Source organism: uncultured Algibacter sp., assembly GCF_947487605.1.
GTDB lineage: Bacteria > Bacteroidota > Bacteroidia > Flavobacteriales > Flavobacteriaceae > Algibacter_D.
Genome location: NZ_CANKXK010000005.1, coordinates 126,510 through 141,254, shown reverse-complemented (window position 1 = coordinate 141,254; position 14,745 = coordinate 126,510). Strand labels below are relative to the sequence as shown.

General features: G+C 31.3%; 14 protein-coding genes and 1 other RNA gene. 10 read left to right on the top strand and 5 right to left on the bottom strand.

What is annotated here, in order from left to right; all coding sequences use genetic code 11:
• Positions 1 to 15 precede the first annotated feature (15 nt).
• Positions 16 to 996 carry a type IX secretion system membrane protein PorP/SprF gene (locus Q0739_RS07480; protein WP_298238092.1) on the top strand — a complete coding sequence of 327 codons (981 nt, stop codon included), beginning with the start codon at positions 16 to 18 and terminating at the stop codon, positions 994 to 996.
• 2 nt (positions 997 to 998) lie between these two features.
• Here Q0739_RS07480 and Q0739_RS07475 read toward each other — a convergent pair whose 3' ends face one another.
• Positions 999 to 2,033, bottom strand: coding sequence for a glutaminyl-peptide cyclotransferase (locus Q0739_RS07475; RefSeq protein WP_298238091.1), 1,035 nt, complete (start codon positions 2,031 to 2,033; stop codon positions 999 to 1,001).
• A gap of 87 nt (positions 2,034 to 2,120) precedes the next feature.
• Here Q0739_RS07475 and ffs point away from each other — a divergent pair.
• The 4 genes from ffs to fsa all read left to right on the top strand — a co-directional run bounded on the left by ffs (position 2,121) and on the right by fsa (position 4,418).
• Positions 2,121 to 2,219, top strand: an RNA gene (ffs, locus tag Q0739_RS07470) — signal recognition particle sRNA small type.
• Positions 2,220 to 2,382: 163 nt separating this feature from the next.
• Positions 2,383 to 3,186: an SDR family oxidoreductase gene (locus tag Q0739_RS07465; RefSeq protein WP_298238090.1), complete on the top strand. Its 804-nt coding sequence runs from the start codon at positions 2,383 to 2,385 to the stop codon at positions 3,184 to 3,186.
• A gap of 50 nt (positions 3,187 to 3,236) precedes the next feature.
• Positions 3,237 to 3,662 (top strand): hypothetical protein, encoded by a 426-nt coding sequence (locus Q0739_RS07460; RefSeq protein WP_298238089.1) that lies wholly within the window; start codon positions 3,237 to 3,239, stop codon positions 3,660 to 3,662.
• A gap of 102 nt (positions 3,663 to 3,764) precedes the next feature.
• Positions 3,765 to 4,418, top strand: coding sequence for a fructose-6-phosphate aldolase (gene fsa / locus Q0739_RS07455; protein ID WP_298238088.1), 654 nt, complete (start codon positions 3,765 to 3,767; stop codon positions 4,416 to 4,418).
• 67 nt (positions 4,419 to 4,485) lie between these two features.
• On the opposite strand, the gene Q0739_RS07450 is transcribed toward fsa, so the two are convergent.
• Complete coding sequence (locus Q0739_RS07450) at positions 4,486 to 5,907, bottom strand: hypothetical protein (RefSeq protein WP_298238087.1); 1,422 nt, start codon at positions 5,905 to 5,907, stop codon at positions 4,486 to 4,488.
• A 201-nt stretch (positions 5,908 to 6,108) separates the two neighbouring features.
• Between Q0739_RS07450 and Q0739_RS07445 the strand changes: the two genes are divergently transcribed.
• Entirely contained in the window at positions 6,109 to 7,734 is a 1,626-nt protein-coding gene (locus Q0739_RS07445; RefSeq protein WP_298238086.1) for an ATP-binding cassette domain-containing protein, read from the top strand.
• Positions 7,735 to 7,774: 40 nt separating this feature from the next.
• On the opposite strand, the gene Q0739_RS07440 is transcribed toward Q0739_RS07445, so the two are convergent.
• Entirely contained in the window at positions 7,775 to 8,005 is a 231-nt protein-coding gene (locus Q0739_RS07440; protein WP_298238085.1) for a DUF2007 domain-containing protein, read from the bottom strand.
• Between the two features lie 154 nt (positions 8,006 to 8,159).
• Between Q0739_RS07440 and Q0739_RS07435 the strand changes: the two genes are divergently transcribed.
• Positions 8,160 to 8,990, top strand: coding sequence for a cyclase family protein (locus Q0739_RS07435; protein WP_298238084.1), 831 nt, complete (start codon positions 8,160 to 8,162; stop codon positions 8,988 to 8,990).
• A 2-nt stretch (positions 8,991 to 8,992) separates the two neighbouring features.
• On the opposite strand, the gene Q0739_RS07430 is transcribed toward Q0739_RS07435, so the two are convergent.
• Positions 8,993 to 9,841, bottom strand: a complete 849-nt coding sequence (locus Q0739_RS07430) for a phosphatase PAP2 family protein (protein WP_298238083.1) — start codon at positions 9,839 to 9,841, stop codon at positions 8,993 to 8,995.
• A gap of 8 nt (positions 9,842 to 9,849) precedes the next feature.
• The gene (pheT, locus tag Q0739_RS07425; protein WP_298238082.1) at positions 9,850 to 12,276 is read right to left on the bottom strand and encodes a phenylalanine--tRNA ligase subunit beta; all 2,427 of its coding nucleotides are present in this window, start codon (positions 12,274 to 12,276) and stop codon (positions 9,850 to 9,852) included.
• Positions 12,277 to 12,383: 107 nt separating this feature from the next.
• On the opposite strand from pheT, the gene Q0739_RS07420 reads away from it, so the two are divergent.
• The 3 genes from Q0739_RS07420 to Q0739_RS07410 all read left to right on the top strand — a co-directional run bounded on the left by Q0739_RS07420 (position 12,384) and on the right by Q0739_RS07410 (position 14,708).
• Positions 12,384 to 12,587: a hypothetical protein gene (locus Q0739_RS07420; protein ID WP_298238081.1), complete on the top strand. Its 204-nt coding sequence runs from the start codon at positions 12,384 to 12,386 to the stop codon at positions 12,585 to 12,587.
• An 11-nt stretch (positions 12,588 to 12,598) separates the two neighbouring features.
• Positions 12,599 to 13,330: a hypothetical protein gene (locus tag Q0739_RS07415; RefSeq protein ID WP_298238080.1), complete on the top strand. Its 732-nt coding sequence runs from the start codon at positions 12,599 to 12,601 to the stop codon at positions 13,328 to 13,330.
• 274 nt (positions 13,331 to 13,604) lie between these two features.
• A complete protein-coding gene (locus Q0739_RS07410; RefSeq protein WP_298238079.1) occupies positions 13,605 to 14,708 on the top strand; it encodes a DUF2911 domain-containing protein in 1,104 nt (367 codons plus the stop codon).
• Positions 14,709 to 14,745 lie beyond the last annotated feature (37 nt).

Genomic DNA, 14,745 nt, shown 5'->3' with positions numbered 1-14,745 from the left:
TCAAACATTAAAATTATGAACCTAAGAAAACCAATCATATACCTGCTACTTATAGTTGCTTCCTACAACTATGGTCAGGAGTTAAATTTGCCTGTATTTACGCAATACTTAGCAGATAATAATTTCGTGGTTTCTCCAACGTATGCTGGAATAGGGGATAATTTAAAAATTAGAGCGAACGGATTAACGCAATGGGTGGGTATAAAAGGTGCTCCAGATAATCAATCGGTTTATGCAGATATAAGATTAGGCGACCGTTCTGGTTTAGGTTTTTCTTTTTATAACGATAGAAACGGAAACACCATTCAATCAGGTGCAAAATTTTCGTTTGCACATCATTTAATTTTAGATGTTAGCTCAGAACAATATCTGTCATTAGGTATTTCACTCAATGTAAATAACTTTAAGATTGACATACATAATTTTAATACATCTTACGAAAACCCAATTATTGATCCGTTTGTAACAGATGATAGGAGAACTTCGAATACAAATTTTGATATTGGAGCACTATACAGATATAAAGCATTCTTCTTTAGTTTAAACGCCAATAATATTCTTGAAAAAAAAGTTAGTGAAATTAGAGTAGCAGAACCTAATTTACTTATGAATTATCAAGTATATTCTGGTATTACCTTTGGTGAGACTAAAAAGAATGGTATTGAGTTCGAACCATCTATGTTCTATCAATACTTTAGTAGCGATAAGCGTTCGAGTACCGATTTAAATTTTAAAATGAGAAAATTTGGTAGAAACGACGATTATTTTTGGGCTGGTATTTCTTACCGTTTCCTAAACGATCAATTTTTAAAGCCACTTAACATAGGACCTATGGTAGGGTTTAATAAGTCTATTGTTTATTTTGGATATGCTTATCAAATAACAACTAACGAATTATCTGCGTATAACTCAGGAACGCACGTTGTTACTATTGGATTAAACTTTTTACGTGCAATTAGTAACTGTCCATGTACTAAGACGCGAGTTAGGTATTAAATCTATTTCTCTACAATTTCAACTTCAAAAAGCTTATCCCAACGCTTACCAGTAACAAATAAAGTTTTTGTTGTTGGATTATAAGCTATACCATTTAGTACATCTAAATTGTCATGCTGAGTCACTTTAGCCTTTAATGGTTTAAAATCTATTACTCCAATAACAGCACCGTTTTTAGGATTAATAATGGCTACACCATCTTTTTGATACCGATTAGCATAAATACTTCCATTAACCCACTCCATTTCATTAATGCCAATTATCTTTCCTTTATTCGTGTAAACCTGAATGTTGTCTTCTTCTATTAATGTTTCAGGATTTAGTAACCATATTTTTTCAGTCCCATCGCTTTTATAAATTATATTCTCGTTGTTGCATAGACCCCAACCTTCCTTACTGTTACCATATCTAAAACTGCTTAGTTTATCAAATGTATTTACATCGTAAACAAAGCCTGTACCTTCTTTCCAAGTAAGTTGATATATTTTATCATTCAATATAGTAAGTCCTTCACCAAAGTATTCATCAGCCAAATCAATATTTTTTATAACCTCTCCCGTTTTATAGTTTATTTGGCGAAGCTTAGACTCTTTATATTGTCCAGTGCTTTCGTAAAGATTATCATTAAAAAACTCAATACCTTGCGTGTATGAAGTTATATCGTGAGGATATTCATTTATAATTTTATAAGTGTATATTTTAGGAACCTCATTATTTAAAATGGTTATTTGACTAGTTGCCACTTGTTTTTCATTATTAAAATATACCGTAGCCTCAATAGTATGTTTTCCTAATTTAAAATTTGACAAGTTATTAGATTCAGCTATAGTATTGTCTTCAATAGTATAAGTAACAGAATCAACAAGATGATTCTTCTTGTTTATTAGTGAAATGTTTAAAGTTTCAGAAATAGAAATATTTCCTTTTTCAGCATTGGTTTTAATAGAGAAATCACTTTTTTTTTGACCAGAGTTAGAACCACATGAAATTACGAGTCCAGCTAAAAATATGATTATAAGAGCTTTAAATATGTTCATTTTAAACTTAAATTTTGAGCAAGATATTTATTTAAAATCAGTATAAAAAATCATTGTGAAAATTTTAAAAGGTTGTATCTTTGCAGCCGGCAAGTCCTACACAACTAGCTCCTGTTGAATCCTCCAGGGCGGGAACGCAGCAAAGGTATACGGTTGTAGCAGTGTGATGTAGGTAGCTTGCCTTTTTTTGTACAATAAAATTAAATCTTGAAAGCTTTAGCTAATCAAGATTTTTTAGTTTATTGCACATTTCCATGAAGGTGGAAATCACATTAATTTATGATGCTAATTATAGTTCAAATTATTTTAAATTGTATTTTGGTGTTTTGATTTTATAGTTTCAATTATTATGTCGAAAGTTGTTTTAATTACTGGTGGTTCATCTGGGATTGGTAAATCTACAGGCGAATATCTAACCAAAAAGGGTTATACCGTATATGGCACCAGTAGAAATCCTGCAAATTATAAAGATAGTGTTTTCCCAATTATAGAGCTTGATGTTAAAGATATTAGTACAATTGAAAAAGCAATTACCAGTATTATAGAAAAAGAAGGCAAACTAGATGTTTTAATAAATAATGCAGGAGCAGGCATAACAGGTCCTATTGAAGAAACTCCAGAAATAGAGATCAAAGCAAATTTTGAGACAAACTTTTTTGGGCCAATTAATGCTATTAAAACGGCACTTCCTTATATGCGTAATCAAAAAGCAGGTTTAATTATTAATATCACTTCTATAGCTGGTTATATGGGCTTACCATATCGAGGCATTTATAGTGCTAGTAAAGGTGCTTTAGAGCTTTTAACCGAAGCTTTTAGAATGGAGTTAAAAGGTTTTAACATAGATATGGTTAATGTGGCTCCAGGTGATTTCGCAACCAATATCGCATCTGGACGTTATCATGCGCCTCTTTTAGAAGATTCTCCTTATAAAGAATCTTATGGAAATACGTTAAAATTAATGAACAATCATGTAGATAGTGGTAGTAACCCTAATTTGATGGCTCAACAAATATTCAAAATTATAAACACCAAAAAACCTAAAGGGCATTATAAAGTTGGGGAGTTTATGCAAAAATTTTCTATTGTTCTTAAAAGAATACTTCCAGATAAGGTTTACGAAAGACTCTTGATGAACCACTACAATCTCTAGTTGTTTATTGGTACGTTATTTGATGTTACTGTTTCTAAATTCATCAAATCATGAAACGATCTTTATCAGCAGCAGTAATACTTTCCTTTTTTATTCTTTCAAGTTGTCAAGATATTTTGGAATGTGTAGTTAATAGACATCCACAGTTAGAAGATAATAGACTTGGTACAGCACAAGTAAATAATTATTATTTTGAAGAAATTCGAGCCGATATTAACAATGAACCACACGATGATAGGTATTACTATTATTTTTCGATTGATGGCGAATTGCCTCGCGGACTAGAATTTATTGTAGATTATAGAAGCGTAATAATTGAAGGACGAGCTCAAGAATCTGGGGTTTATAATTTTACCATTCGCCTAAGTGTAGAACAGGCAAACGATTATTATGATGAGTGTGAAAATAGACTAAATGATTGTGATGGTTTATGTGAAGACACTACAATAGAAAGGTACAGACTTGTAGTTAACTAACTTATTTTAAGTTGTTAATATATTTTTATAGAATTTATTAAGCTAACTAGCTTATTATTGTAAATTCGCCTATTAATTAAAATAACCTAAACTATTTTTAGAATGAAATTTTTTATAGATACAGCGAATCTAGACCAGATAAAAGAAGCTCAAGACCTTGGAGTTTTAGATGGTGTAACAACCAATCCGTCCTTAATGGCTAAAGAAGGTATTACGGGTCATGATAATATTTTGAAACACTACGTTGCTATTTGTAATATAGTAGATGGCGATGTTAGTGCAGAGGTTATTGCAACAGATTTTGAGGGCATGATTAGAGAAGGAGAAGCTCTAGCCGAATTGCATGACCAAATAGTTGTTAAACTACCAATGATAAAAGATGGTGTTAAGGCTTGTAAATATTTTTCAGAAAAAGGAATAAAAACAAACGTAACACTTGTTTTTTCAGCAGGACAAGCCTTATTAGCAGCTAAGGCAGGAGCAACCTACGTTTCTCCATTTATTGGGCGTCTTGATGATATTTCTACCGATGGTTTAAACTTAATTGCAGAGATTAGACATATTTATGATAACTATGCCTTCGATACAGAAATACTAGCGGCTTCTGTACGTCATACCATGCATGTTATAGATTGTGCTAAATTAGGAGCCGATGTTATGACAGGCCCTCTTAGTTCAATTGAAGGATTGCTTAAACATCCATTAACAGATATTGGGTTAGCTAAGTTTTTAGCAGATTACAAAAAGGGTAATTAAGATTTTATACATACAAAAAAGCCTTTGTTGAATTTCAACAAAGGCTTTTTTGTTTTTATATAGGGTATTATTTATTTAATAACCCTAACAGTTGTTGTTCAAAATCTGAATAAAATATGTTGGTATTACTATCAACTATTTTTTTGTGCTTGTCTATAATAATAGCCTTAGTCATTGGATATATTGCTAAAGACTCTTTTGCTTTTTTGTTGTCTTTAAATTGATATTTATTATCAAAAGACAAATGATTGCGCTTCAATGTTTTTGTTATCATTTCTAAGTCATAATCATCAATGTTAATAGTAATAAAGGTAACTTCTGGATATTTAACTTGTAGTTCCTTTAATTTTTTGTGTGTGTCTTTAAAATGACCATATATAGAATGAGACCAAAAACATAATACCGTTGTAGAATTTATAATTGCATTTATATTTTGCTCTTTATTGTAACAATCAATCACAGAAATTTCAGGTAATTTGTTGCCTTTTTTTAATCTGTATATTGAAGACGCATAATGTTTTATTTGACCATTATTCTTTTTACTATCGCTTTTTGCTAAAAACGATTTTAAAACAGCATCACTACATTCTTCACTTTTATTTTTGGTTAAAAAGTTAATGGTATAGTGGTAAAGCAAATCATTCTTAATAGAAACATTATCTATTAGACTATCAATAATCTTTAGTTTATCTAAAGTATAACAAACAGATTTTCCATTAAAATGCCCATTCTTAGCATGTCCTAGATGTTCTTTAAGGGCTAAATTATTAAAATTAGATTTCAAGAAAGATTGATAATTAAAATAATCTTTTAAAAAGTCGTCATTGTAGTTAACATTTTGTCGGTAGGCATAAAAATCATCGGGTAAGGATTCTAAAATTTCAGCTTTGTTTTTTCCGTAATGAACAAAGGGATAAATTTCTTTATTGAAATAATAATTATAGTTAATATTTGCTTGTGCTACTTTATCAAATAAAGAGGTTGTTTCATGTTTGGTTTTAAATCGGTCTAAATACTCAAGTTTTTGCGCTTTTAGTAATTTAATTTCTTTTTCATAATCTTCTGGATTTAGCTGGCAAAGTTTAAAAATTTCCTTTTCCTTTTTTTCATTTTGCAAGAACTCATTAATAAAGTAGTTATTCTTTTTATCTCCTTTACCCGTATACACAAGCGACTCATCAAAATCTAATGTATTTAATCTAAAAATTATGCTATCATTAACTTCTAAGAGCACCATTTGAAATTCATCACCATGTCGAAACGTGTATAAACCTTGTTCTAAATCGTTTATTTTAAATAAAAATCTATTATTACCATCTAAAATAATAGTATCTAAGGTAGTTTCAGACTTAGTTATAACAACAAAGTTGTTTTTCGGATTAATAATTTGCCCTCCTATATATGCATAATTATCTTGACTAGAATTGTTGTCTTTTTTACAACCAATTAAAGTAACAGCAATTAATAGTATACCAATATATAATTTCATAAATCCCTTTTTCATAGTTTAGGGCGAGACACCCTAAATTCTAAACAAAAATATGCCTTGTATTTAAAAAGACCTGTTAATACGCTGTTAAATGTTATTATAGCTAGATTCTCATTAATTCATTAAAGTTTAAAAATATCTAAGTTACATTTCGTCTAACAGATTGATTTTTCTACTTTTGCAAAAATTTTAATAAAAGTTATGCTATCAGTTTCTAATCTATCAGTTCAATTTGGAAAACGTGTATTGTTTGATGAGGTAAATACGGCCTTTAATAATGGTAACTGCTATGGAATTATTGGTGCCAATGGTTCTGGAAAATCTACATTTTTAAAGATATTATCTGGAAAGCAAGATCCTACTTCAGGGCATGTTTCGTTAGAAGCAGGAAAGCGTATGTCTGTTTTAGAGCAAAATCATAATTTATATGATGAGCATACTGTATTAGAAACCGTTTTAATGGGTAATAAGCCATTATTTAAAATTAAAACAGAAATAGATGCTTTATATGCAGATTATTCTGATGAGAACGCTGAAAAAATTGGAGAGCTACAAGTAGAGTTTGAAGAAATGAATGGCTGGAATGCCGATAGTGATGCGGCGGCAATGCTATCGAATTTAGGCATAAAGGAAGAGTTTCATTATACACTTATGGCAGATTTAGATGGTAAGCAAAAAGTGCGTGTTTTATTAGCACAAGCGCTTTTTGGAAATCCAGATGTACTTATAATGGATGAACCTACCAATGACCTAGATTATGAAACAATTGCTTGGTTAGAGAACTTCTTGGCTAATTATGATAACTGTGTTATTGTTGTTTCTCACGATAGACACTTTTTAGATGCTGTTTGTACGCATATTTCTGATATTGATTTTGGAAAAATTAATCACTTTTCGGGTAATTATACATTTTGGTACGAGTCGTCGCAGTTAGCAGCACGACAACATGCACAACAGAATAAGAAAGCAGAAGAAAAGAAAAAAGAATTAGAGGAATTTATTAGACGATTTTCAGCTAACGTTGCAAAAAGTAAACAAGCAACTAGTAGAAAAAAGATGATTGAAAAACTTAATATCGCAGATATTAGAAGAACAAGTCGTCGTTATCCTGCTATTATTTTTGAACGTGATAGAGAAGCAGGGGATCAAATATTGAATGTAGAAAAACTTACAGCTTCAGCAGATGATGAAATTTTATTTAAAGATATAGACTTAAATTTAGCTAAAGGAGACAAAGTTGTTGTTTTTTCCAGAGATTCAAGAGCTACCACAGCATTTTATCAAATTTTAAATAATAAGGAAAAAGCAGATTCAGGTAAATTTGCTTGGGGAGTAACTACAACACAGTCTTATTTACCATTAGATAATAGTGAGTTTTTTAATAATGAACTTACTTTAATAGATTGGTTACGCCAATGGGCAACTACAGAGGAAGAGCGTGAAGAAGTCAATATTCGAGGATTTTTAGGTAAAATGATATTTAGTGGTGAAGAAGCTTTTAAAAAATCATCTGTTTTGTCTGGAGGAGAAAAAGTAAGATGTATGCTATCTCGAATGATGATGATGAGAGCGAACGTACTTCAACTAGATGAACCAACCAACCATCTTGATTTAGAAAGTATTACAGCATTTAATAATTCACTTAAAAATTTCAAAGGGACTGTTTTATTTACAACGCACGATCATGAGTTTGCACAAACTGTAGCAAACCGAGTTGTGGAGTTAACACCAAATGGTGTAATAGATCGTTATACAACTTTTGATGAATATATGCAGGATAAGAAAATTAAAGAGCTACGAGACAAGATGTATGCTGTTAGCGTATAGATAAAATTAAAAATCCTGAGATATCGGGATTTTTTTTGCTCTAAGACTCTAACTCGGCAGTAATACCTTGCACAACTTTAACAGCTCTGTCGAGTTCATCCTTGTGTACATAAACTTCTTTAAGTAAATGACCTCCAAAAATTGGATTGAGGTTAGATTCGTTTTGTACTTTTATTACAGCACTAATTCCTATTTCTTCTAAGCTTTGCTTTATGTGCTCACTTATTACAAGATTACCCGTAAAAACTTTAATATAATTAGAATCTGTCATGACTAAAAGGATTTTAGGTTCATCTTAAAGATACAAAATATTAAGGATTATTAAAAGTTTTATTGAGTTGATATTGACTACTAATGGATAAAATCATTAAATTAGAAGAAGTGAAAAACTTCTTTTTAGCTTATATTTTAAAAATTTATTAATTATGAAAAAAACTGCAGTATTTTTATCGATATGTATCTTGCATATTACATCTTGTAAAGAAAAAGTAGCTATAAAAGAAGTTCCTTTAACTTCAAATTTAAATATTTTAGAGTATAGCCAAATAATTGATTTAACTCACGATTTTTCTGATGAAACAATATATTGGGTTACAGCAAAAGAATTTCATCTTGATACTGTTGCACATGGCAATACAGACAAGGGGTTCTTTTATGCAGCAAATAATTTCACTACTGCCGAACATGGAGGCACACACATAGATGCGCCTATTCATTTTGCGAAGCAAGGTCAAACAGTAGATAAAATACCTATTGAGAATTTAATTGGACAAGCTATAAAAATTGATATATCGAAAAAAGCTTTAAATAATCCTGAATATTTAGTAAGTATAGACGATTTTAAAAACTGGGAAGCATCCGAAAATATGCAAATACCAGAAGGATGTATTATTTTGCTAGAAACAGGATTTTCTCGTTATTATCCAAACAAACTAAAATATTTAGGCACAGAAATGCGTGGTCCAGAAGCCATAAAAGATTTGCACTTTCCAGGATTAGATCCAGAGGCTGCATCATGGCTAATTAAAAACAGAAAAATTAATGCCATTGGCCTTGACACACCAAGTATTGATTATGGACAATCAACAGATTTTAAAAGCCACGTTATTCTTTTAGGAGAAAATATTCCAGCTTTTGAGAACCTCACAAATTTAGAAATGTTACCAACTAAAGATTTCGCCATTATAGCATTGCCAATGAAAATAAAAGGAGGGAGTGGTGGTCCTTTGCGTATTGTGGCTTTAGTAAAAAGATAGCCTTAAAAAGTCCCTACAACACCAATTTTATTTGGACTTAATGAAAGGTTCCAAGAAACTTTAGTGGACTTAGGTTTTCTTAGTCCGTAGGTTTCTTTTTTGTATAAAAAGTTGTCAATACTATCTACAACAATAATACTTAGGGCGGCACTAAATATAACATCTGTGAGCCAATGTGCTCCAGCAATAAGCCTAGAAATAGGAGGGATAGCTCCAACTGTATATATACCAGTTTTAGTCCAAACATTATCAAATTGTTTAGCAATTGAGTGAGCCATTGTGACTGATAAAATAGTATGACCAGATGGGAATGAATGAAAGCCACCTTGTGATGAAAGTAAATTAAATTCATGTGCCCCCAAGTTTTGTGTTGGGCGTGCTCTTCCTATTGTAGATTTAGTTAAACTTTGAATAAGTCCTGTTGTAATTGATGATGATATTATTAACACACTTGTACGTCTTACTTTTTGATTGTTAGTAAAAAGCCCAAATCCGTAAAGTCCCGCATTAGCCATGAAATAGTTTTGTGGACTACCAAAATACCAGCCAAAATCCCGCACGACTTTTGGGAAATCATCATTTTGCCTTGTTGCAAAATCATTAAACCCTTCATCGGTTAGAGACAATGCCATAGTTCCAACCACAATAGTCCCAAGTTTGGCATAATCTTTTCCTTTCCAATCTAAGGGTCTAGTAATAGAATATTTAACACTTTTCCAAGTTGTATTGAAATCATATTTCAAATGCTGCCAAGTATTTGAGCTATCACTATTTATATTGGCAGGAAGCTCTTGCCCGTTGGCTCGAGAATAACCAATAAAAATAAAAACTAAAATCAATATATACTTCACCAAAACATCTATCTCAATTCAGCATTAAGTTGTTTTTCAAAATTGCTTTGTAGTTTACTCATAATTTTATCTATTTGCTTATCAGTAAGTGTTTTGTTTTCGTCTTGCAATGTAAAACTAACAGCATAACTCTTTTTACCCTTTGGTAAATTCTTTCCTTGATAAACATCAAATAGATTAACAGACTTCAATAATTGTTTTTCGCTCTGCTTAGCAATTTTATGGATAGCTTCAAAACTAACGTTATCATCTAATAATAAGGCGAAATCACGACGTACTTCGGGATATTTAGGAATCGATTTAAATGTTATTTTATTGCGCTTAACAATTTCTAAAATGTTATCCCAATTAAAATCGGCATAAATAACTTCTTGAGATATGTCAAAATGTTTTAATACCAATTTAGAGATTAACCCAAATTCCAGTAACTTAATTTTTCCTAAACTAAAGGATATTCCTTCACTAAATAAATCATTGTTATTAGGTGATTCATTATAGCGATTTATTCCTAAACGTTCTAAAATTGAAACAATAATTCCTTTTAAATAGAAAAAATCACTTTTCTCATTTTGTGTATGCCATTGTTCAGTATACCTATTACCAGTTATAAATAGTGTTAGGTGTTTTATCTCATCTCTTTTGTCTCCATAGCCATGATAGGTTTTTCCATACTCAAATAACTTTAAGTCTTGTCTTTTTCTATTAATATTATAGGATACTGCTTCTAATCCAGAAAACAACAAAGACTGCCTTAATACAGATAAATCTCCACTAAGAGGGTTGAGCATAGAAATGTTATGATCGTCTTTAAGTTGCTCACTTAACGCTATATAATTTGCTGTTGTAAGAGAATTAGAAAGTATCTCAAAAAAACCTTGAGATGCTAATTGATTACTAACAACGTTTTGAATTTTATGATCTTCAAATCTTGAGGCATTAGAAATTGAGGCATTAAGCTTTTCTGATGTCTTAATATTGTTATAGCCATAAACGCGTAGTATTTCTTCAATTACGTCGGCTTCACGTTGCACATCGTTACGATAAGAAGGTACTGTAAGGCCAAGTCCAGTTTCGGTTACGTTATTAACTTTTATATCCAAAGAAGTAAGAATACGTTTTATTATTTCTTTTGGAATTTCTTCCCCGATGAGTTTTTTTGCATTATCAAAGCTTAATCTAACTTCGAAATCTTTAATTTTATTAGGGTAAATATCCAATAAATCACTTGTTATTTCACCACCAGCTAGTTCTTGAATTAACAAGGCTGCTCTTTTTAAAGCATATTCTGTAATATTAGGATCTATACCACGCTCAAACCTAAAAGAGGCATCTGTGTTTAGTCCATGACGCTTAGCTGTTTTACGAATACTAACAGGATTAAAATAAGCACTTTCTAAGAAAATACAGGTAGTGTTTTCTGTAACACCAGATTCAATACCTCCAAAAACACCTGCAATGCACATAGGTTTTTTTGCATCACAAATCATTAAATCATCTTCATGTAATTCTCTTTCAATACCATCGAGCGTTGTAAACTTTGTACCAGTCTTTAAAGTTTTGACTTCAATTTTGTTTCCAGAAATTTTAACAGCATCAAAAGCATGTAGAGGTTGTCCTAATTCATGTAATACATAATTTGTCGAATCAACAATATTGTTTATTGGATTTAGTCCAATAGCTCTTAGTCTGTTTTGCAACCAGCTAGGAGAATCTTCGACTTTAATTCCAGAAATTGTAACACCACAATATCGCGGTGCTAAATCTTTATTTTTAACATCGATATCAATTTTTAGTGTACGATTATCTGTATGAAATGCACTGGCAGATGGCGTAATAAGTTCTAAATTTATTTCTTTTTGAATCAATCCAGCTTTTAAGTCTCTTGCTACACCGTAGTGACTCATAGCGTCTGCTCTGTTTGGCGTAAGTCCAATTTCAAATACAGCATCGTTCTCAATTTTAAAAACATCTGCAGCCAGAGCACCTATTTTTATTTTATCATCTAGAACCATGATTCCATCATGCGATTTACCAAGACCCAATTCATCTTCTGCGCAAATCATTCCGTGGCTCTCTTCACCACGAATTTTTCCTTTTTTAATTTTCCAAGCTTCTCCTTCTTCAGTATATAATATTGTTCCAATAGTTGCAACAGATACTTTTTGGCCAGCATCAACATTTGGTGCACCACATACGATTTGTAAAGGTTCGTCGGTACCAACATCTACGGTGGTTATTTTAAGTTTGTCAGCATTTGGATGTTTAATACAGGTTAATACTTTACCCACAACCACACCTTCTAAGCCTCCTTTTATAGATTGGTAGGCTTCAATACCCTCAACTTCAAGACCTAAGTCTGTTAGTAATTCTCCTGTTTGCTCTGGAGTCCAATCAATTTTTATAAATTGTTTTAACCAGTTATATGAAATCTTCATAAATCATTTTCTATTTAAGCTAGCAAAGATAAAAGATTGCTAGAAGCATTCAAACATTGGCATATAAATTGTATATTATTCTCCTTAAAATAATAAAATGCATATTTATGAAATCAATGGTTAAACTATTATTAGTACTTCTTTTAATTGGTTTTATCTCATGTAGAGATACTAAAAAGGAGGAAAAAGAAACTAAAGCAGCTTTACAAGAAATAGAGGCTGTAGAAACTGAAGTTAAAGAATTAGCGGCAGATGTTGAGAAGAGTTCTCAAGAATTAGAAGCTGCATTAAAAGAATTAGATAGTATTTAAATTAATTTAAAATGAGAAAAATAAAATATATTATGGTTATGGCTGCATTATTGGTATTTGCAGCTAATCAAACAGTTTTTGCACAAGGTCAATCTAATAAGGTAAAAGAAAAAGTTGAAAAGAAGAAGGTAAAAGAACATGCAGATAAAGAATTAAAAGAAGTTGGTAAGCAGAAAAAAGAAGAGGTTCAGGAATTGAAAGAAAAAATGAAGAATGCCACTGTTGAAGAGCGCGAGGCTTTAAGAGAAGAAATAAAGCAATCTAAACAGGAAGCAAAGGAAGAGAGAAAGCAACTAAAAAAAGAAGAAAAGGAAAAAATAAAAGAGCTAGAAGAAGCGTATGATGACGATGATAATCAAGAACATATTAAAAAGCACAAAGAAGTTAAAGAGAATAACGGACAAGGAAATGCCTACGGAAAAAATAAAGGCAATTTAACTGGACGTGAATTTGGTCAGGCAAGAGCAGCTGAGGCTAAAGAAAAAATGGCTGAAGCTGAAGAAAGATTAGAAAAGAAAGATGCTCTTGTAAAGAGAAGTCACGAACGAATTGAATCGGCCAAACAGCGCTTAGCTAAGGCTAAAGAAAAAGGTGAATTGGACGATGAAGAAGTTGCTGAAAAAGAAGCTAAAATCTCGAAAGCTGAAGAAAAACTTGCCGAACTAGACGAAACTATAAAGAAAGGAAAAGAACGTATAAAAAAGGAAAAAGAGAAACTATCTAAAATATATAAAGAAGAATAATAAAAGAATTAAATATATTTTAATTTAAGGGTGGTGCTATTGTGATAGTGCCACTTTTTTTGTTTTTAAAAATGGCATTATCTCATAAAGTGTGTAAGTTTTAAAATCTCAGGTTAAAAATAGACTTGAGATTTTTTTTAGTAAAGAAAAATGAAAATTCTAATTTCTTAAAGAATAGTTAATTAACAGTTTTGCTATTCTCTTTAACAAAATTCTAACAACTACCATTCTTAATTGTATCTAACTTCACAATCAAACTAAAAACAATCAAGAGATGAAAATCAACAAACTCACCAATTTATTTTTTTGTTTAACATTTATATTTAGTGTTAACACCTATGCGCAATTAAACACACCTCGGGGTAGTCAGCAAGCAACTGTCTCTCAACGAGTAGGGATTACAGATATATATATAAAGTATTCTAGACCAAGTGTTAATGATAGAGAAATTTGGGGAAATTTAGTGCCTTACGGTATGAATAACCTAGGATTTGGGACAGCGAAAGAATCTCCATGGCGTGCAGGAGCAGATGAAAATACCATTATTAAGTTTACGGATGATGTAACTGTTGAAGGTAAACCTTTGAAAGCTGGTAAATATGGTTTTCATATTGTGGTTAACGAAAACAATACAGCTACGCTTATTTTTTCTAAAGATTACAAAGCTTGGGGGAGTTATTTTTATGAACCAAGTAATGATGCCTTGCGTGTAGATATTTCAACTAAAGAAATTCCACATACGGAGTTACTCACATATAGCTTTGATAGCGTTGATGCTAATTCTACAATAGCCTCATTAAATTGGGAAAAGAAACAATTTCCTTTTAAAATTGAGGTTGATGTACCCAAGATAGTTTTGGCAAATATTAGAAAGGATTTTACAGGGCAGAATGGTTTTCAACGTCAAAATTGGGAGCAAGCAGCTAATTATGCGTTAAATAATGGCGGTGATTTAAAAGAAGCTTTAAGTTGGATAAATGGTGCTATTTCTGGGCAGTTCTTTAGCCAAAAAACGTTTAATAATCTTCAGATTAAGTCTCAAATTTTATCAAAACTTGGAAAAGAAGAAGAAGCTTCTACAACCATGGATGAAGCAATTAATTTAGCAACAGTTTTTCAAATTCATCAATATGGACGAACATTAATCGGTCAAGGAAAAAAGGATAAAGCACTTGAGGTTTTTGAAATGAATGCTAAAAAAAATAAGGATACATGGCCAGTTCATTATGGTTTAGCTAGGGGGTATTCTGCTTTAGGTAAATATAAAGAGGCTCTTAAACATGTTGAAAAAGCATTGGCTAATGCACCAAACGAAGGTGCTAAAGGACGCGTTCAAGCAAATATGGAAAAACTTAAAAAAGGAGAAGATATAAATTAAACAAAAGAATCATCAATCAAACTACAAACAGTTTTAA